We start from the raw sequence: 17,813 nt of genomic DNA on the forward strand, positions 1-17,813 counted from the left end.
GCACAAAAAAGAGGCTCGCGGAATTATCCGCAAGCCTCTGATGATGTTGCTCGAATTGGTCGGGACGGCCGGATTTGAACCGACGACCACTTGTCCCCCAGACAAGTGCGCTACCAGGCTGCGCTACGCCCCGAAAGTCTTGCAGTCCGCCGTGTGGCGGGCGCTGAGTATAGCCGATTACCGGCGATTCGCGTGAGTGGAACCATTGGAAAACGGGGAAATGTTGTCCGCTTCAGCGACGCAGCAACTGCAGCACTTCCTCCAGCTCCATGCGCACCTGGCGGATGATCTGCGAACTCAGCGCCGACTCGTCCTTGGCATCGTCACCTTCCAGCCGCAAGCGCGCGCCGCCGATGGTGTAGCCCTGCTCGTACAGCAGGCCGCGGATCTGGCGGATCATCAGCACTTCATGGCGCTGGTAATAGCGCCGGTTGCCGCGGCGCTTGACCGGCTTCAGCGACGGGAATTCGGTCTCCCAGTAGCGCAGCACGTGCGGCTTGACGTCGCACAGCTCGCTGACCTCGCCAATGGTGAAGTAGCGCTTGGCCGGGATCGGCGGAAGCTCGCGGTTGCTGCCCGGATCAAGCATTCGCGCCTCCGGCGTAAGCCTCGACACGCTCCTTCAGTTTCTGGCCCGGCCGGAAGGTCACGACAGTGCGTGCCGAGATCGGAATTTCCTCGCCGGTCTTCGGGTTGCGGCCCGGGCGCTGGTTCTTGCGCCGCAGGTCGAAATTGCCGAAGCCCGACAGCTTGACCTGGCGACCGCCCTGCAGCGCCTGGCGCAGCGAGTCGAAAAACGCGTCGACGAACTCCTTGGCCTCACGCTTGTTCAGGCCCACTTCGTCAAACAATCGTTCGGTCATTTCCGCTTTGGTCAATGCCATCGCCCGCTTCCATCCACTGCTGATTACGCCAGAATTCGCCCCGAGGCCGTGGCGCCGATACGGCTGGACGATCTGCCCTATCGAGTCGTTGCATCCCTCAGCCGCGTATCACAGCCGTGTGATCGTGTTGCAATTTCGCGGTGACGGCGGCCACGACTGTGTCCACGTCGGAGTCTGTCAGCGTGCGCGATTCTTCCTGCAAAATCAAGCCCATAGCAAGACTCTTGCATCCTGATTCAACGCCTTTTCCCTGGTAACGGTCGAACAGCACCAGGTCGCGCAACACCGGCCCGGCAGCGGCACGGACGCTCGCGGCGACATCCCGCCAGGCGACGGTTTCAGGCAGAACGAAGGCGAGATCACGACGCACCGACGGGTACTTCGACTGGGATGCCGCGTTCGGCAACGGCCGCACCAGCAGCGGCGCCAGATCCAGCTCGAACGCAACCACATCGGTATCGATCTCCAGCGCCTGCAGCAGGCGCGGATGCAATTGACCGATCCAGCCCAGATGCACCGCGACACCCTCGGTATCGATACGCAACACCTCGGCGCAGCGACCCGGATGCGCCCATGCCGCCACGCCTCCCGATTGCGAAGGGCGGTACTCCAAGGCGGCTCCAGACAACGCGGCCAGACTTTCCAGATCGCCCTTGATGTCATGGAATCCGACTTCGCGCTCTGCCACGCCCCATTGCTCGGCCACGGCATCGCCACACGCGACCGCCGCGACCCGCAGGGTGTGCAGCGGCGCGGCCTCGGCCACCGCAGTGAACACATTGCCCAGCTCGAACAATCGCACCCGCGACTGCTGGCGCGCAGCGTTGCGCCCCAGCGCGACCACCAGCCCCGGCAGCAGCCGGGTGCGCATGATGCCGAGTTCGGCGCTCAGCGGGTTGGCCAGTTTCACCGCACCCTCGGTCGCGCCCCAGGCCTCAAGCAGGCCGGCATCGACGAACGCGTAGTTGATCGCTTCCAGATAATCGCGCGCCGCCAGCTGGCGACGGACGCTGCCTTCGTCCACGCGCTCCTCGCTGGGCGCAACCAGCCGCGATGCGCCGGTCGGCAAGGTGGTGGGGATCGTGTCGTAACCGTGGATCCGGGCGATCTCCTCGATCAGGTCTTCCTCGATCGCGATGTCGAACCGGCGGCCCGGTGCAGTGACCTGCCAGCCGTCGACGTGGGCCTCGACCGCCAGCCCCAGCGCACGCAGGATCCGCTCGACCTTCGCATCGGCGACGTCCAGCCCCAGTACGCGGGCCAGCCGGGCGCGGCGCAGCACGATCGGTTGCGGCTGCGGCAGATGTTCGGGAAGCGCGGCTTCCACAACCGGGCCGGGCACGCCGCCACAGGCATCGAGGATCAGCCGGGTAGCGTACTCGATCGCGACACGCGGCAACTCGGGATCCACGCCGCGTTCGAAGCGGTGGGCCGCGTCGGTATGCAATCCGATTTTGCGGCTGCGGCCGATGATCGCGTCGGGCGCGAAATGGGCGGACTCCAGGAACACGTTGCGGCTGGCGTCGGTGACCCGGCTGTCGAAGCCGCCCATGACGCCAGCCAACGCGACCGGCCGGTCGGCGTCGGTGACGGCGAGGAACTGCCCGTCGAGCTTGACCTCGCGGCCGTCGAGCAGTTTCAGCGTCTCGCCGGCACGTGCGCGGCGCACGCCGACCGGCCCGGCCAGCAGGTCGCGGTCGAAGGCATGCATCGGCTGGCCCAGTTCGAGCATCACGTACTGGGTGATATCGACCAGCAGCGACACCGGCCGCACGCCGCTGCGACGCAGGCGCTCGGCCATCCACAGCGGCGTCGCCACGGTGGTATCGATGCCTTCGATCACCCGCCCGCAGTAGCGCGGCGCATCGGCCCCGGCATTGAGCTCGATCGCAAGCCTTGCTTCGCTGGCAGCGGGCACCGGAGCGATATCGAATGCGGCGACCTCGCCACCGGACGCGGCGGCCACGTCGAACGCGATCCCGCGCACGCCGAAGCAGTCCGCGCGGTTCGGCGTCAGCTTGATCTCGATGCTCGCGTCCGGCAGGCCCAACAGCTCGGCCATCGGCAAACCCACGACGGCATCGGCAGGCAACTCCAGCAATCCGGACGCATCGCTGTCGGTCGCCAGCTCCTTGGCCGAGCACAACATGCCGAACGACTCGACCCCGCGCAGCTTGGCCGGCTTGATCTGCATCCCGCCCGGCAACACCGCCCCGACCTTCGCCAGCGGCGCCTTGAGGCCGGCACGCGCATTGGGCGCGCCGCAGACGATCTGCACGATCTCGCCATTGCCGGCATCGACCTGGCAGACCTGCAGGCGGTCGGCTTCCGGGTGCTTCGCGGCGCTCAGTATCTGCGCTACCACCACCCCATCCAGCGAATCACCCAGTCTGGTGACTTCCTCGACCTCCAGACCGATCGCGGTCAGCGTCGCGACGAGCTCGTCGTGACTTGCGGTGGTCGGGACATGCTGGCGCAGCCAGTTTTCGGAGAATTTCATGCGTGGTATTCCAATACTTCCGCCGCAGCGGCTTTCATAGGAGCGGCTTCAACCGCGAACGCGCAGGCAAACAGGCGACGGCGCTAAATCGTGAGCTGGTTCGCCCGATTCACGCGATCCGCGCACAAGCAAAACTCAGGCAAACTGCCGCAGGAACCGTACGTCGTTCTCGAAGAAACTGCGCAGATCCTCGACCCCGTAACGCAGCATCGCAAAGCGCTCGACCCCCAGGCCGAACGCATAACCGGTGTACTTTTCCGGGTCGATGCCGATGTTGCGCAACACGTTGGGATGCACCATCCCGCAGCCCAGAACCTCCAGCCAGCGCATGCTGCCATCGGGCTGCTGCCAGGCGATGTCGACCTCGGCCGACGGCTCGGTGAACGGGAAATAGCTGGGACGGAAGCGCATCTCGAAATCGCGTTCGAAAAATGCGCGCACGAACTCGGTCAGCGTGCCCTTCAGGTCGGCAAAACTGGCGTTCTCGTCCACCAGCAAGCCTTCGACCTGGTGGAACATCGGGGTGTGGGTCTGGTCGCTGTCGCTGCGGTAGACCTTGCCCGCGGCGATCATGCGCAGCGGCGGCTGGCCTCCGCGCGCGATGAGGTCTTCCATGTAGCGCACCTGCACGCCGGAGGTATGCGTGCGCAGCAGGCGACCGTCACCGAAATAGAAGGTGTCGTGCATCGCCCGCGCCGGGTGGTGCGGCGGGAAATTCAGCGCCTCGAAGTTGTGCCAGTCGTCCTCGATCTCCGGACCGTCGGCGAGTTCGAAACCCAGCCGGCCGAAGATGTCGGTGATGCGCTCCAGGGTGCGGCTGACCGGATGCAGGCCGCCACGGGAGGCATTGATGCCCGGCAGGGTCACATCGATGGTTTCCGCCGCCAGACGGGCGTCCAGGGCCGCCTCGTCGAGGGAGGCCTTGCGCTCGGCCAACGCGGCGGAAAGCGTGTCGCGCGCCTTGTTGATCGCCTCGCCGGCGGCCTTGCGCTGGTCGCCCGGCAGGGCTCCCAATTGCTTCAGCTGGGCGGTGACGCTGCCGGACTTGCCCAGCAGGGCCACCCGCAACGCCTCGATCGCGTCGGGCGAATCGGCGGCGGCGATGTCGGCCATTGCCTGTTTGCTCAGTGTTTCGATGTCACTCATGCGCAAGTTCCTGCCACAGCTGCGATGACCGGGCCTTCTGGATGATCCTGCCGTTGTAGGAGCGGCTTCAGCCGCGCTCGTGGAATCGGATCGTCGATTGAGACGTCCGGTCGCGGCTGAACCCGCTCCTACAGAAATCCCGGCCCAAAACGAAACATGGGGAAGGACTTGCGCCCTTCCCCATGCGTGTACTTCGTTGCCTGACCGTCGCCCGCCGGGATCGACCCTGCGCGCAGACGATGGACACCTTACGCTGCGAGTGCGCTCTTGGCTTTCTCGGTCAGCGCGGCAAAACCCTTGGCGTCGTGCACGGCGATATCCGCCAGCACCTTGCGATCCAGGGTGATGCCGGCCTTCATCAGGCCGTTCATGAAGCGGCTGTAGCTCATGCCGTTGATGCGGGCCGCCGCGTTGATGCGGGTGATCCACAGCGAACGGAAATTGCGCTTCTTCTGCTTGCGGCCGATGTAGGCGTACTGCATGGCCTTCGTGACCGCCTGGTAGGCGACGCGATAGACCTTGCGGCGGGCGTGGTAGTAGCCCTTGGCCTGCTTCAGGATGTTCTTGTGGCGCCGACGCGCCTGTACACCACGTTTGACTCGTGCCATTTCTCAGTTCTCCTCAGGCGTACGGCAGCATGCGATTGATACGTCCAGCGTCTTCTGCGCGGACGTGGTTCGTCTGCCGCAGGTTGCGCTTCCGCTTGGTCGCCTTCTTGGTGAGGATATGGCTACGGTTTGCGTGGCCGCACTTGAACTTGCCGGAAGCGGTCTTGCGAAAACGCTTGGCCGCTCCACGGTGGGTCTTGATCTTGGGCATTGCGAAGGTCCTTTCGGGGTTTTTGTCACTGACATGGGCGGTGGCATGGCCACACTTTCCGTCCTGCCCGTGCCGGTTGATAAGTCATTGATCCGGAAAGGATCAGCAACAGGTCCTGGCTCTCAAACAACACACCCGGCGAACCGGGCCCGCCATTATGCCGACGCCCTGCCGGGGTTGCAATGCTTTTCATCGCAGCTTGGCCCGCCGCCCGCCTGCGCGGATCACCCATCGGGCGCCCGCGGCAAAACCAGGGCGTTGCCGCCCTGCAGCGCAGATCCGCGTACGACGGTTACTTCTTCTTGGGCGCGATCATCATCACCATCTGCCGGCCTTCAAGGCGCGGACGCGATTCGATGACGATGTCCTCGCCAAGATCCAGCTCGATCCGGTCGGCCATCTGGCGACCCAGCTCCTGGTGACGCATTTCGCGCCCGCGGAAGCGGATGTTGACCTTGATCTTGTCGCCCTCTTCCAGGAAGCGGCGCATGTTGCGCAGCTTGATCTGGTAGTCGCCTTCATCGGTGACCGGGCGGAACTTGATTTCCTTGATCTCGACCTGCTTCTGCTTCTTCTTGGCCGCATTGGCCTTTTTCTGCAGGTCGAAGATGTACTTGCCGAAATCCATGATGCGGCAGACCGGCGGATCGCCGTGGGGCTGGATTTCGACCAGGTCGAGTCCTTCTTCCTGCGCAAGCTCAAGGGCCTCGTCGCGCGAGAGCACGCCGACCATTTCGCCATCGCTGCCGATCACGCGCACCTTGGGTACGCGGATTTCCTGATTCTTGCGGTTCCGCTTGTCGGGGGTACTGATGTTGCAATCTCCGGTATGGGTCAAAGCCAGCCGCAGGCGCGGCTGGACAGTATGAACTACGCGACGTCAGTGAACGTCTTCACTACGTAAACGCTCGGCGAACCCGGCGACGGTCATCGACCCGAGATCCTCCCCTCCGCGCGTACGCACCGCGACCAGGCCGTCCTCCTTCTCGCGGTCTCCGACCACCAGCAGGTACGGCACGCGCTGGAGCGTGTGCTCGCGGATCTTACGGCCGATTTTCTCGTTGCGCAAATCATTTTCGACCCGGAAGCCTTGATTTGAAAGGGATTTACCGACCTCCACGACGTAATCTGCCTGCGCATCGGTGATGTTCACCACCACCGCCTGTACCGGCGCCAGCCAGGTGGGGAACTGGCCCGCATGATGCTCGATCAGGATCCCGATGAAGCGCTCCATCGAGCCGACGATGGCACGGTGCAGCATGACGGGATGACGGCGCTGGCTGGCCTCGTCGACGTACTCCGCTCCAAGCCGGCCGGGCATCATGAAATCGACCTGCATCGTTCCAAGCTGCCAGGTGCGACCGATCGCATCGCGCAGGTGGTACTCGATCTTGGGACCGTAGAACGCGCCCTCGCCGGGCAGCTCTTCCCACTCCACGCCCGCGGCGCGCAACGCCGACCGCAGCGCCTCCTCGGCCTTGTCCCAGGTCGCGTCGTCGCCCAGTCGCGGTTCCGGACGCAAGGCCAGCTTGACCTGCACGTCGGTGAAGCCGAAGTCCGCATACACCTGCATCGCCTGCTGGTGGAACGCGGTGACCTCCGATTCGATCTGCGCCTCGGTGCAGAACACGTGGCCGTCGTCCTGGGTGAAGCCGCGCACGCGCAGGATGCCGTGCAGCGCGCCGGACGGCTCGTTGCGGTGGCAGGCGCCGAACTCGCCATAGCGAATCGGCAGGTCGCGGTAGCTGTGCAGGCCGTGGTTGAACACCTGCACGTGGCCCGGGCAGTTCATCGGCTTGAGCGCGTAGGTGCGCTTTTCCGACTCGGTGAAGAACATGTTTTCCTGGTAGTTGTCCCAGTGGCCGGACTTCTGCCACAGCGACACGTCGAGGATCTGCGGGCAGCGCACCTCGTCGTAGCCGCTGTTGCGGTAGACCTTGCGCATGTACTGCTCGACCGCCTGCCAGATCGCCCAGCCCTTCGGATGCCAGAACACCAGCCCCGGCGCCTCTTCCTGCATGTGGAACAGGTCCTGCTGCCGCGCGATCTTGCGGTGGTCGCGCTTCTCGGCCTCCTCCAGCTGCAACAGATACGCCTTCAGGTCCTTGTCGTTGAGCCAGGCGGTGCCGTAGATGCGGCTGAGCATCTGGTTGTTGTGGTCGCCGCGCCAATATGCGCCGGCGACCTTCATCAGCTTGAAGCTGCGCAGCTTGTCGGTGGCCGGTACGTGGGGGCCGCGGCACAGGTCGGTGAACTCGCCCTGGGTGTACAGCGACAGGTCCTCTCCGTCCGGGATCGAGGCGATGATCTCGGCCTTGTAGTGCTCGCCCATGCCATTGAAGAACGCGATCGCCTCGTGACGCGGCTTCACGCTGCGGCTGACCGGCAGCGCTTCCCTGGCGATCTTCTGCATTTCCGCTTCGATCGCCGGCAGGTCCTCGGGCGTAAACGGCCGCTCGTAGGCGAAGTCGTAATAGAAGCCGTTGTCGATCACCGGGCCGATGGTGACCTGCGCGCCCGGGAACAGACGCTGCACGGCCTGCGCCAGCAGGTGCGCGGTGGAGTGGCGCACCACCTCCAGCGCATCGGGGTGTTTGTCGGTGACGATCTCCAGCGCGGCGTCGCGGTCGATGCGAAAGCCGGTGTCGACCAGCTCGCCATCGACCTTGCCGGCCAGCGCGGCCTTGGCCAGGCCGGGACCGATCGAGAGCGCGATCTCGGCAACGCTGACGGGGTGGTCGAACTCGCGGCGGCTGCCGTCGGGAAGGGTAATTGTGATCATGGGGTCTGGTGTTCGGGCTTTTGTAGGAGCGGCTTCAGCCGCGATCTGGAACCGGACGAGCAACCGGATATCCGATCGCGGCTGAAGCCGCTCCTACAACCGCAGGGAGTCCAATCGGACAAGGCTGGAAGAGGCGCGGGCAAACAAAAAAGCGCCACGAGGGCGCCTGCGCAGAGCGGAAGCCTCGGGCGGTTCAACGGCGGAAGGTGGTAGTGCTCATGTCACACACTCGGCCGGCGCGTTGGCGCGGGTCACCTGGATGGTCGTGGTAAAGCGGCACGCAAGGCGCCGCGGGACTGCCTAATATTGGGGACGGGCCATGCCAAGTCAATGTCCGGTCACGGAACGCCAGGCGAAACGTTCGACAGGCACCTGCCGGCTGGAGGAACAAATTCACGACGCATCGGCCAATGCCATCAGGCTGCGATGCGCGCGTTCGAAAGCTTGCAACGTGGTGCCGTGCGGCGCCAGCACGCTGTTGACCGCGATGGCATGGGCTTCGCGCAGGTAGCCGGTCAACGCGGACAGGCCGGCCCTGGCCTGCGCCTTCTGTTGCGCGACCGCCCGGGGAAACAGGGCCTGGAGGGCGTCGTTCCATTGCGCTGACCAGTCCCGCGAAGCCATCGGCGACTGCTGGCCGGCCAGCCACCACAGTGCCACCGCGCGTCCGACATCCTTGACGAAACGCGGTGGGTTGCCCGGCAGGCTGGCAATCGGGGTGCGGTCCGGCTCGGCGTGTTCAAGCAGGTGGGCCAGCGCCATGTTGGCCGGCAGCGCGATCCGCAGGCCCTGTGGCGACTCCGGCGCCGCATGGATCGCCACCGGCATGTAGCGGAAGCTAGGCAGCCCGAAATCGCCTTGCGGGGTCGTGAAGCGATGCCACTGCTTGCGCGCGATCTGGTCCTGCGACGGCTCGCAGAGCAACTCGACGAACCAGCCGCCCTCGCCGCCCGGCGGTGCCACCCGCAGCGCAGGCAGGTCATCGGTCGGCGTCGAGGGCGTGCCCGGCGCCATGCCATCCGGAAACCGGGGCTGCCAACCTTCCGCCAGCAACTGCTTTCCCAGGGCTTCGGCGGTGGTCACCGCACTGACCGAAGGCCGCAGCAGGAGGTCGATATCCTTGGTCGCCACCATCGCCGTGTGGGCCACGTCGCGGAACGCCCATGCGGTGGCGATGCTGCCGATGACCACGATGTTGGGTCGCAACTCGGCCGGTATGCGCTCCGCCACGCGCCGCAGCAGGCCATCGGCATCCAGCTCGAGCATCGGCATGCTCACTGCCGCAGCGCCCGGGCGTAATGGATGGCCTGCCCGCGCAGCCCCAGGTCGAGCAAGGCCAGCAACACGTCCATCGGGTAGGCGCATCGCGTGCCGTCCGGCGTCGTCTGCCGCGTGAACGATGCATCGGCGCGGACCACCGTGACCACCACCGGTGCCGGAGCAAGGACGTTGGGTTCCAGTTCGAGACCGTCGTCGAGCAGTCGCACCAGGTCCGCATCGAAGGCATCGCATTGCCGGCCGACCTGGGCGACCAGATCCAGACGTGGCGTTCCGATCAGGTCCAGTCCCGGCACGTCGCGCTGCGCGACGGGCGTGCCCGACAACGACAGCACGCCCCAGTCGGGCGGCGCGTCGGCCTGCAACAGCGCCTGCGCACGCGCCAGCAACGCGGCTGGCGACCTGATCTGCGCGCCACGCTCGAACCGGAACCGGAGCGTCTGCGGCAACGCGCCGACCCGGCCGAGGGTCTCCAGCGAAAGTTCCTCTGGAGACAGGTCGAGTCGACGCAGGCTCTCGATGATGCCCGCATCCCGCAACGCCGCCAGCGCCTTGCGTATCGGCGTCTGGGATGCGCCAATCGCCTTGATCAGTCCGGGCTGGCTGCCGCTGACCGGGGCGATTTCCCCCGCCGCTTGCGGCAGTGCGGTGCCGTCGAGGCTGGCGCCGATCAACAGCCGCAACACTTCATGGCGATAGTTCGGGCGACCCAGCGGCACCAGCAATCCGGCGCCCCGCTCCCGCTCCGTTTCGATAACGAGTTTCAGGCGACCGCGCACGGCAGGCGCCAAGACCGGCAACACCCGATTCCACTCCGCCCGCACCGTTTCCGGACTGATCACCGGAGCCACCACGTCCAATTGCGCCGGCCCGGGATGGGTCAAGGCGGAGACTGCCAGCTCCAGCACTTCGGCGCGCAGATCGCGAGTGCTGCGCAAGCCTTTCAATACACGGGTGTTTGTGGTTTTCGGCTTTGCCTGTCTGGACATGATGCACCTCACATCGGAGCCTGGGATATATTCTGCATGTAGAAAACTATCATGCAAGTAAAAATAGATCCTGCAGGTAATATCCGATCCAGCAGGCGAGGCAATCGATCCGTTATCCGACACCGAATGCCACAACGAAAAAACGGCGAGCCTTGTGAAAGGCCCGCCGTTTTCGTTTGCATGTGGTGGGCGGTGAGGGTTTCGAACCCCCGACCCCTACCATGTCAAGGTAGTGCTCTACCACTGAGCTAACCGCCCATTCGCCGACTCGTGTGAAGCCGGCGAGGCCGCGCAGTTTAGCCCGGCTCGCGGTGGTGGGCAACAGGTTTCGTCGGCTACGCGCCAAACCCCTGTTCTTTCAGCCGATGCAGCTGATCGCGCGCAGCCGCGGCCTGCTCGAACTCCAGGTCGCGGGCGTGCTGGTACATCTTCTGCTCCAGCTTCTTGATCCGTGCCGACAGCTGCGAGGGACTGAGCGCGGCGTATTCGGCCATCTCCTCGGCCACCTGGCGGGCGCGGTTGCGGCCCTTGAGCGCGTCCGGGTCGACCCGCGCGCCTTCCATGATGTCGACCACGTCGCGCACTACGGACACCGGGGTGATGCCGTGCTCGGCGTTGTACTCGACCTGCTTGGCACGGCGGCGGTCGGTTTCCTCGATCGCGCGCTGCATCGAGTTGGTGACCTTGTCGGCATACAGGATCGCCTTGCCGCGCACGTTGCGGGCCGCCCGCCCAATGGTCTGGATCAGCGAGCCGGTAGAACGCAGGAAGCCTTCCTTGTCCGCATCGAGGATCGCCACCAGCGACACCTCCGGCATGTCCAGTCCCTCGCGCAGCAGGTTGATGCCGACCAGCACGTCGAACTTGCCCAGCCGCAGGTCGCGGATGATCTCCACCCGCTCGACCGTGTCGATGTCCGAGTGCAGGTAGCGCACCCGCACGCCGTGTTCGGCGAGGTATTCGGTCAGGTTCTCGGACATGCGCTTGGTCAGGGTGGTGATCAGCACCCGGTCGCCCATCGCCACGCGCTTGGTGATCTCGCCCATCACGTCATCGACCTGGGTCGCGACCGGGCGGATCTCGACCTCCGGGTCGATCAGGCCGGTCGGGCGCACCACCAGTTCGACCACCTGGCCTTCGGACTTTTCCAGCTCGTAATCGCGCGGCGTGGCCGAGACAAAGATCGACCGCGGCGAGCGCCCTTCCCACTCCTCGAACCGCAACGGTCGGTTGTCCAGCGCCGATGGCAGGCGGAAGCCGAACTCGACCAGGGTCTCCTTGCGCGAGCGGTCGCCCTTGTACATCGCGCCGATCTGCGGAACCGTCACGTGCGATTCGTCCAGCACCAGCAGCGCGTCCGGCGGCAGGTAGTCGAACAGGCACGGCGGCGGCTCGCCGGGCATGTGGCCGGTCAGGTGGCGGGAGTAGTTCTCCACGCCGTTGCAGTAGCCGACTTCGGCCAGCATCTCCAGGTCGAACTGGGTGCGCTGGGCGAGCCGCTGCGCCTCCACCAGCTTGTTCTGCGCGTACAGCTGCTCCAGCCGGATCTTGAGCTCGTCCTTGATCGCATCCACCGCGTCCAGCACCGTGCGCCGCGTGGTGACGTAGTGCGACTTGGGGTAGATCGTGTAGCGCTGCAGCTTGCGCAGGGTCTCGCCGGTGAGCGGGTCGAACGCGGTGACGTTCTCGATCTCGCCATCGAACAGCTCGATCCGCACCGCCTCCATTTCCGACTCCGCCGGGTGCACGTCGATCACCTCGCCGCGCACGCGGTAGGTGCCGCGCCGCAGCTCGGTGTCGTTGCGCACGTACTGCATTTCAGTCAGGCGGCGGATCAGCTCGCGCTGGTTGATGCGCTCGCCGCGCACCATGTGCAGCACCATCCGGAAGTACTCGTTCGGATCGCCCAGCCCGTAGATCGCCGACACCGTGCACACGATGATCGTGTCGCGCCGCTCCAGCAGCGCCTTGGTCGCCGACAGCCGCATCTGCTCGATGTGCTCGTTCACCGAGCTGTCCTTCTCGATGAAGGTGTCCGACGACGCCACGTAGGCCTCGGGCTGGTAGTAGTCGTAGTAGCTGACGAAATACTCGACCGCGTTGTGCGGGAAGAACGCCTTGAACTCGCCGTACAACTGCGCCGCCAGGGTCTTGTTGGGCGCCATCACCAGGGTCGGCTTCTGCACCTGCTGGATCACGTTGGCGATCGTGTAGGTCTTGCCCGATCCGGTCACGCCCAGCAGCGTCTGGTGCGCCAGGCCGGCCTCGAAACCGGCCACCAGCTTCTCGATCGCCTGCGGCTGATCGCCCGCCGGCGAGTACGGCGAGACCAGTTCGAACACGCCCTCTCGCTGGCGCGCACCGGGGAACCGGTCGCCGGGGAGCGCATCCGTCGTTGATGCAGGAATCTGGCTTTCGTCATTCATCGTGTAGAGGTGCCGCGTCGAGGCATCGGTACTGAACCCGCAAGTGTAGGCCTCCCTGTGATGAGGGCCGACGCGGCAAAACCCTACCCCGCGACTGGCCGAAACGCGGATGACCGTTCAGCGGAGCCGGCGCGATGCTGCGCCGTGATCCCGCAGTCCACGAACGGAGTCGATGTCATGAGGCAGGAAGCCCGTGGTTTTACCCTGATCGAGTTGATGGTGACGCTGGCAGTGATGGCGGTGTTGCTGGGCATCGGCGTGCCGTCGTTCCAGCGCCTCCAGCAAAGCACCCGCACCACCACCGCCTTCCACCTGCTCACCACCTCGCTCGCCCTTGCTCGCCTGTCCGCGGTCAAGAGCAACGCGCCGGTCAGCGTCTGTCCCAGCCGCGACGGCCGGCATTGCCGCGGCGACTCGGTATGGGATGACGGCTGGATCGTGTTCGCCGATCCCGCTCGCGCGAAGCAACCCGCCTCGGTCGACGCCGTACTGCACCGGTTCGACCGCGTCGGCCCCCGCCTGGCATTGCGCAGCACCGCGGGCCGTACGCTCGTGCGCTTCCATCCCAGCGGCATGGCCTACGGCAGCAACCTCAGCGTCCGGCTGTGCTCGACACGCGACCGCACCCACCTGGGCAGCGTGATCGTCAACAACGCCGGCCGGCCTCGCAGCGAACGCCACGACGGCATACCGTGCCCCTTCGCACCTTGAACGCAGCGAAAGGCTTGACCCCACGGCGCTGTCGCTTACAATGCCCGTCCCCGCCCGAATAGCTCAGCTGGTTAGAGCACTTGACTGTTAATCAGGGGGTCGCTGGTTCGAGTCCAGCTTCGGGCGCAAAAACATTTCAAGGGCCGCGAGCAATCGCGGCCTTTTTTATGGTTCTTCACGGATTACCGGGAAAGGCAGCTTTGATCTTCAAGAAAAAGTAGGCGCTGTCGCGGTAGCCGTAGGCCATGCGCTTGATGACCTTGATCTTGTTGTTGATGCCCTCGAGCTGGCCGGTGTGCATCGGCCAACGCACGCGGCTGACGATGCCGCGCCAGTAGGGGCGCAGGCACTTGGCAAAGTGCATCAGCGCGGGGATCCCGCTTTCCTGGGCATGGGCGAGCCACTGTTTCCACGCGGCACGCCACGCGCGCGCCGTGGGCGCACTCCACAGCGCCTTCAGCTGCTCCTTCATCACGTACACCGCCAGCAGTGACTGGTTGGCTTGCAGGACGTCGTCCAGCCGCACCCGCTCGTGATCCTTCAGGCTCGCCGGGTTGCGCAGCAGCAACCAGTGGGATCGCTTGACCACCCGGCGGGCGGGTTTGTCATGGTGCAGCCGGTTGGCCGCGTCCACGCGCACCCGGCTGATGACCTCACGCCCGTACTTGGCGATGACGTGGAACAGGTCGTAGATCACCCGCGCATTCGGACAGTGCTGACGGACCTCGAGATCGAAGGCGGTGTTCATGTCCATCGCCACCGCCTCGATCCGGGCACAGCCCGCCTCGCCCAAGGCCTGGAAGAACGGCCGGATCGCGGCTCGACTGCGGCCTTCGCCGATCCACAGCACCCGCCGGGTGTCGGCATCGAGCACCACGCTGGCGTAGCGATGCCCCTTGTAGAGCGCGAACTCGTCCATCGCCAACCGTCGGGGCATCGCTTCCGGCAAGGCCTCGATCGTCCTCGTCAGGCGGCGCTGGTCGAGGGTGCGCACAGTGCTCCAGTGCAGACCGAACAGTGCCGCCACGTGGGCCGTGGCCATCCGCGCGCACAGGGTTGATGCCGCGTCGGCCAAGCGTCGTGTCAGGCGTGCATGGCGCTCCAGCCAGGGCACCGCTTCCATCCGCGCGCCGCAGTCCGGGCAGGCGACGCGACGCAACGTCACCTGCAGCAACACCGCCTTGCCCAGCATCGGCAGGTCACGGATGCGGCGCCGACAGAACTCGTGAACAGGCAGGTCGCCCCGTTCGCAGCTGCCACAGCTCAGGCGGCTGGCCGGGTCTGGCTCCAGCGTGATGTGAACCGTATCGGCACCGACCTGCAGGTCGACCATGTGAAATCCCTCCCAGAACGGGAGGCAGGCTTTACCATCTGACATGGGAACGGTGGCTCTCGGTTCGGACGTTTGCTCGCACAAACATCTTCACCGATCCACCGTTCCTTTTTGTCTGGGCTCCCCGGACTTCCGCGAAGAACCTTTTTTATTTGTCCAGAATTCCGCCGCCTGTCCAACATCTCGCCGCTCAGGCGAATACAGGAGCCGCCTCCCATAACTCCCTTCACGCCGGGAAATCCCGGGCCTTATCTCGGATATATGCGCAGATCCGGGGGCTGGCTTGCACCTTCGGTCGCGACGACATATCTTGGCCATGTGATTTATCACGGCCACGTTACTTATCGCGGCCAAGTTGGAGCCTCCAATGAAGTCCGATTCCGCCGAAGCCATCGCCCCGGATGTGATCGCCGCTCTGTTCAGCTCGGATAGCTGGGATGTCGTCCATCAGCCGGACGGGGTCACCATGCCACCTGACCTGGTGGTCTCCAAGGGATCTCTTAAGTACGCCGTGGAGATCAAGACGATCTCCGAAGGGCGTGCGGACCGGGTCATCCCACTCCTTGCCCAAGCCATCCTGCAGGCACAGGCCCATGCCCGGGACAGCCGCGGCGTCCGGCCCTTGGCCATCGTCCACGTCGGCAACGCAGAACGGCCCCTGCTGGACAAGGTGCAGGCGTTCTCAAGCCGCTTTGCGCCTGGCGTGGCCATCGGCGTGATCGCCAACGACGGCACCCGGCACTTCATCGGCCCGGGCCTCGCATCCCTCAATGTGGCGCCCGCACGCACGCGCAAGCAGGCGATCGCGGTGCCGCACAAAGCCTCCGACCTGTTCTCCGACCTCAACCAGTGGATGTTGAAGGTGTTGCTGGCACCGGGGATTCCAGAACACCTGCTGGCCGCACCGCGTGCGCGCTACGAACACGCCTCCCAATTGGCAGAAGCGGCCGGAGTGTCCGTGATGACCGCATCCCGCTTCGTCAATCGCATGCGCGAGGAAGGCTTTCTCGACGATGTCGCTGCGCCCCTGCAACTGGTGCGACGCACGGAGCTGTTCCGCCGCTGGCAATCCGCCGCGCTGCGCTCCTCACCGGAAATGCGCATGTGCTTTTTGAACCCTGGCGCAAGCCAGGCTCAACTATACAAGGCTGTCTCGCGTCACCAGGCATGCCTGGGACTGTTCGCCGCCGCCGATGCACTCGGCGTGGGCCATGTCTCCGGCGTCCCGCCCTATGTCTATGTGCGCAAGCTACCGCGCTCGGAACAGGATCTCTGGCGGGAACTCATACCCGCCCGGCCGGGCGAGTCCGCCGACCTCATCCTCCGCCAAGCTGCCATGCCGCAGTCGATCCTGCGCGGTGCAGTGAATGTGGACGGAATGATGGTGACTGACGTCCTGCAGGTCTGGCTGGATGTTGTCGCACATCCATCACGTGGGCCGGAGCAAGCGGACTTCCTGGGCCGTACCGTCCTGCGTGACGTGATCGGGGAGGCCTCATGAGCGACCTCGACGCCTTTGCGAAACTGGTCGGTGCCTTGTCCCCTTGGCAAGAGGATCTGGTGTTCATCGGCGGATGGGCGCACCGGCTCTACCGCCACCATCATTTGGCCGAGCAACCAAATCACCGGCCGCTGTTGACCCGCGACGCCGATGTGGCGTTTGCCGATGGTGCCCGGCTGGAAGGAAATATCCGCACGGCATTACTGGACGCCGGATTCCGCGAACAACTGTCCGGTCGACACCGGCCACCCGTATCGCAGTACACACTGGGCGACGAAAACGCCGGCTTTTACGCCGAGTTCCTGACGCCATTGCACGGTAGCGGCCTCCGGCGCAATGGTGCGATGGATGCGACCACAAAGGCCGCCGGCATCACCGCGCAGAAGCTCCGGCACCTGGAACTGCTGCTGATCCAGCCATGGCAGGTCACGGTTGGCCCTGATCAGGACTTCGCCCGCCCGGCCCACCTGAAGGTGGCCAATCCCGTTGCCTTCATCGTCCAGAAGCTGTTGATCCACGAGGACCGGCCACCCCACAAACGTGCGCAGGACGTGCTCTACATCCACGACACATTCGCGCTGTTCGGCGCCCGCTTCCCCGCCTTGAACGCGTTGTGGCTTCAGCACCTGCAACCAACCTTGACTCCACGCCAGGCCAGATCGGTCACGCAATGCACCCAGACACACTTCCATACCGTTACCGATACATTCCGGTCAGCCGCGCGCATCCCGCAGGATCGCACCCTTGACCCGGGACGCATGCAGGCATTCTGCGCACTGGCCCTTGAGGAAATCCTCGCTGGGAGGAGCTGATCGGAACATGGATGGCTACCCAGCGGCTGAAACAGTCAACTGTCGATCAAGGGTCACTGGCTCAAGTCCAGCTTCAGGCGCCAAGATAGCCCAACAAAAAACCGCCATTTATGGCGGTTTTTTGTTGTCTGCATCTCAGTCACGATTGAAATTCACTCTCACCAACAATCCTTTACCACTGTCGATGTACCACTAACAGACTTCTTGCCTGTCTGATCGATCGAAAGGATAGCGCATTTGGTGTCGCGATCTTTCTGCCCGCCTTCTGGCTCGGCATCGATCTTGTAGGAACCTGCGGCAACCGCGGACAGCTTGACGGTGTAATGGTCGGCCAGATCCGTTGCGCATTGGGTCTGCGGCAGGGATACGGCAGTACCCCCTTTGTCCGTGGCGTAACTCATGTTGGTGGTATAGAACCGTTCCATGTACTGCGCGGCCTCCATCGTGCAGGCCGCCGCCGCGGCGCGGCGGGTCTTGGTGACGTGGTTCTGGTAGCTGGGGTAGGCAATTGCCGCAAGGATCGCGACGATCGCCACGGTAATCATCAACTCAATGAGGGTGAAGCCCGCGGCCGATCCGTGATGCCGCAGGCCGGTGCCAAAAGCACGTGCTTGATTGGGACAGATATCCAT

Annotated in this window: 16 protein-coding genes and 3 tRNA genes; 4 read left to right on the forward strand and 15 right to left on the reverse strand. The window is 64.8% G+C overall.

Going from position 1 to position 17,813, the window contains the following annotated elements:
- Positions 1-56 precede the first annotated feature (56 nt).
- The 13 genes from N792_RS11390 to uvrB form a co-directional block, all read right to left on the reverse strand.
- Positions 57-133: transfer RNA gene (locus N792_RS11390), tRNA-Pro, on the reverse strand.
- 99 nt (positions 134-232) lie between these two features.
- Positions 233-589, reverse strand: a complete 357-nt coding sequence (locus tag N792_RS11395; protein ID WP_036195306.1) for a MerR family transcriptional regulator — start codon at positions 587-589, stop codon at positions 233-235.
- Complete coding sequence (locus tag N792_RS11400; RefSeq protein WP_036195311.1) at positions 582-884, reverse strand: integration host factor subunit alpha; 303 nt, start codon at positions 882-884, stop codon at positions 582-584. The genes N792_RS11395 and N792_RS11400 overlap by 8 nt, the downstream gene beginning before the upstream one ends.
- Before the next feature lie 97 nt (positions 885-981).
- On the reverse strand, positions 982-3,384 hold the full coding sequence (gene pheT / locus N792_RS11405; RefSeq protein WP_036195314.1) for a phenylalanine--tRNA ligase subunit beta: 2,403 nt from the start codon (positions 3,382-3,384) through the stop codon (positions 982-984).
- A gap of 135 nt (positions 3,385-3,519) precedes the next feature.
- Positions 3,520-4,530 carry a phenylalanine--tRNA ligase subunit alpha gene (pheS, locus tag N792_RS11410; RefSeq protein ID WP_036195317.1) on the reverse strand — a complete coding sequence of 337 codons (1,011 nt, stop codon included), beginning with the start codon at positions 4,528-4,530 and terminating at the stop codon, positions 3,520-3,522.
- A 248-nt stretch (positions 4,531-4,778) separates the two neighbouring features.
- Entirely contained in the window at positions 4,779-5,138 is a 360-nt protein-coding gene (rplT, locus tag N792_RS11415) for a 50S ribosomal protein L20 (RefSeq protein WP_036195319.1), read from the reverse strand.
- A gap of 13 nt (positions 5,139-5,151) precedes the next feature.
- Complete coding sequence (rpmI, locus tag N792_RS11420; protein WP_036195321.1) at positions 5,152-5,349, reverse strand: 50S ribosomal protein L35; 198 nt, start codon at positions 5,347-5,349, stop codon at positions 5,152-5,154.
- 292 nt (positions 5,350-5,641) lie between these two features.
- A complete protein-coding gene (gene infC / locus N792_RS11425) occupies positions 5,642-6,187 on the reverse strand; it encodes a translation initiation factor IF-3 (protein WP_084105754.1) in 546 nt (181 codons plus the stop codon).
- A gap of 42 nt (positions 6,188-6,229) precedes the next feature.
- Positions 6,230-8,131, reverse strand: coding sequence for a threonine--tRNA ligase (gene thrS / locus N792_RS11430; protein ID WP_036195324.1), 1,902 nt, complete (start codon positions 8,129-8,131; stop codon positions 6,230-6,232).
- Positions 8,132-8,524: 393 nt separating this feature from the next.
- A complete protein-coding gene (locus tag N792_RS11435; protein WP_036195328.1) occupies positions 8,525-9,403 on the reverse strand; it encodes a hypothetical protein in 879 nt (292 codons plus the stop codon).
- Between the two features lie 2 nt (positions 9,404-9,405).
- Positions 9,406-10,347: a hypothetical protein gene (locus N792_RS11440; RefSeq protein ID WP_156969401.1), complete on the reverse strand. Its 942-nt coding sequence runs from the start codon at positions 10,345-10,347 to the stop codon at positions 9,406-9,408.
- Positions 10,348-10,581: 234 nt separating this feature from the next.
- A tRNA-Val gene (locus tag N792_RS11445) sits at positions 10,582-10,656 on the reverse strand.
- A 77-nt stretch (positions 10,657-10,733) separates the two neighbouring features.
- Positions 10,734-12,824, reverse strand: a complete 2,091-nt coding sequence (gene uvrB / locus N792_RS11450) for an excinuclease ABC subunit UvrB (RefSeq protein ID WP_084105756.1) — start codon at positions 12,822-12,824, stop codon at positions 10,734-10,736.
- Between the two features lie 177 nt (positions 12,825-13,001).
- Here uvrB and N792_RS11455 point away from each other — a divergent pair, with 177 nt between their 5' ends.
- Positions 13,002-13,535 carry a GspH/FimT family pseudopilin gene (locus tag N792_RS11455; RefSeq protein ID WP_036195333.1) on the forward strand — a complete coding sequence of 178 codons (534 nt, stop codon included), beginning with the start codon at positions 13,002-13,004 and terminating at the stop codon, positions 13,533-13,535.
- 52 nt (positions 13,536-13,587) lie between these two features.
- A tRNA-Asn gene (locus N792_RS11460) sits at positions 13,588-13,661 on the forward strand.
- Between the two features lie 49 nt (positions 13,662-13,710).
- Here N792_RS11460 and N792_RS11465 read toward each other — a convergent pair.
- Complete coding sequence (locus tag N792_RS11465) at positions 13,711-14,913, reverse strand: ISL3 family transposase (RefSeq protein WP_084105760.1); 1,203 nt, start codon at positions 14,911-14,913, stop codon at positions 13,711-13,713.
- Positions 14,914-15,235: 322 nt separating this feature from the next.
- On the opposite strand from N792_RS11465, the gene N792_RS11470 reads away from it, so the two are divergent.
- Positions 15,236-16,369 carry a hypothetical protein gene (locus tag N792_RS11470; RefSeq protein ID WP_052104027.1) on the forward strand — a complete coding sequence of 378 codons (1,134 nt, stop codon included), beginning with the start codon at positions 15,236-15,238 and terminating at the stop codon, positions 16,367-16,369.
- Positions 16,366-17,181, forward strand: a complete 816-nt coding sequence (locus N792_RS11475; RefSeq protein WP_052104028.1) for a GSU2403 family nucleotidyltransferase fold protein — start codon at positions 16,366-16,368, stop codon at positions 17,179-17,181. The genes N792_RS11470 and N792_RS11475 overlap by 4 nt, the downstream gene beginning before the upstream one ends.
- Before the next feature lie 158 nt (positions 17,182-17,339).
- Here N792_RS11475 and N792_RS11480 read toward each other — a convergent pair whose 3' ends face one another.
- On the reverse strand, positions 17,340-17,813 hold the full coding sequence (locus N792_RS11480; RefSeq protein WP_084105762.1) for a type IV pilin protein: 474 nt from the start codon (positions 17,811-17,813) through the stop codon (positions 17,340-17,342).

It is taken from the genome of Lysobacter concretionis Ko07 = DSM 16239, assembly GCF_000768345.1.
Lineage (GTDB): Bacteria > Pseudomonadota > Gammaproteobacteria > Xanthomonadales > Xanthomonadaceae > Novilysobacter > Novilysobacter concretionis.

Bases quoted from the DNA above. Each gene is read 5' to 3' on its own strand.
- N792_RS11480 (WP_084105762.1), bottom strand. From the start codon at position 17,813: ATGGATATCTGTCCCAATCAAGCACGTGCTTTTGGCACCGGCCTGCGG.
- N792_RS11435 (WP_036195328.1), bottom strand. From the start codon at position 9,403: ATGCCGATGCTCGAGCTGGATGCCGATGGCCTGCTGCGGCGCGTGGCG.
- N792_RS11475 (WP_052104028.1), top strand. From the start codon at position 16,366: ATGAGCGACCTCGACGCCTTTGCGAAACTGGTCGGTGCCTTGTCCCCT.
- N792_RS11470 (WP_052104027.1), top strand. From the start codon at position 15,236: ATGAAGTCCGATTCCGCCGAAGCCATCGCCCCGGATGTGATCGCCGCT.
- N792_RS11455 (WP_036195333.1), top strand. From the start codon at position 13,002: ATGAGGCAGGAAGCCCGTGGTTTTACCCTGATCGAGTTGATGGTGACG.
- rplT (WP_036195319.1), bottom strand. From the start codon at position 5,138: ATGGCACGAGTCAAACGTGGTGTACAGGCGCGTCGGCGCCACAAGAAC.
- uvrB (WP_084105756.1), bottom strand. From the start codon at position 12,824: ATGAATGACGAAAGCCAGATTCCTGCATCAACGACGGATGCGCTCCCC.
- thrS (WP_036195324.1), bottom strand. From the start codon at position 8,131: ATGATCACAATTACCCTTCCCGACGGCAGCCGCCGCGAGTTCGACCAC.
- N792_RS11395 (WP_036195306.1), bottom strand. From the start codon at position 589: ATGCTTGATCCGGGCAGCAACCGCGAGCTTCCGCCGATCCCGGCCAAG.
- N792_RS11465 (WP_084105760.1), bottom strand. From the start codon at position 14,913: ATGTCAGATGGTAAAGCCTGCCTCCCGTTCTGGGAGGGATTTCACATG.
- pheS (WP_036195317.1), bottom strand. From the start codon at position 4,530: ATGAGTGACATCGAAACACTGAGCAAACAGGCAATGGCCGACATCGCC.
- rpmI (WP_036195321.1), bottom strand. From the start codon at position 5,349: ATGCCCAAGATCAAGACCCACCGTGGAGCGGCCAAGCGTTTTCGCAAG.
- pheT (WP_036195314.1), bottom strand. From the start codon at position 3,384: ATGAAATTCTCCGAAAACTGGCTGCGCCAGCATGTCCCGACCACCGCA.
- N792_RS11400 (WP_036195311.1), bottom strand. From the start codon at position 884: ATGGCATTGACCAAAGCGGAAATGACCGAACGATTGTTTGACGAAGTG.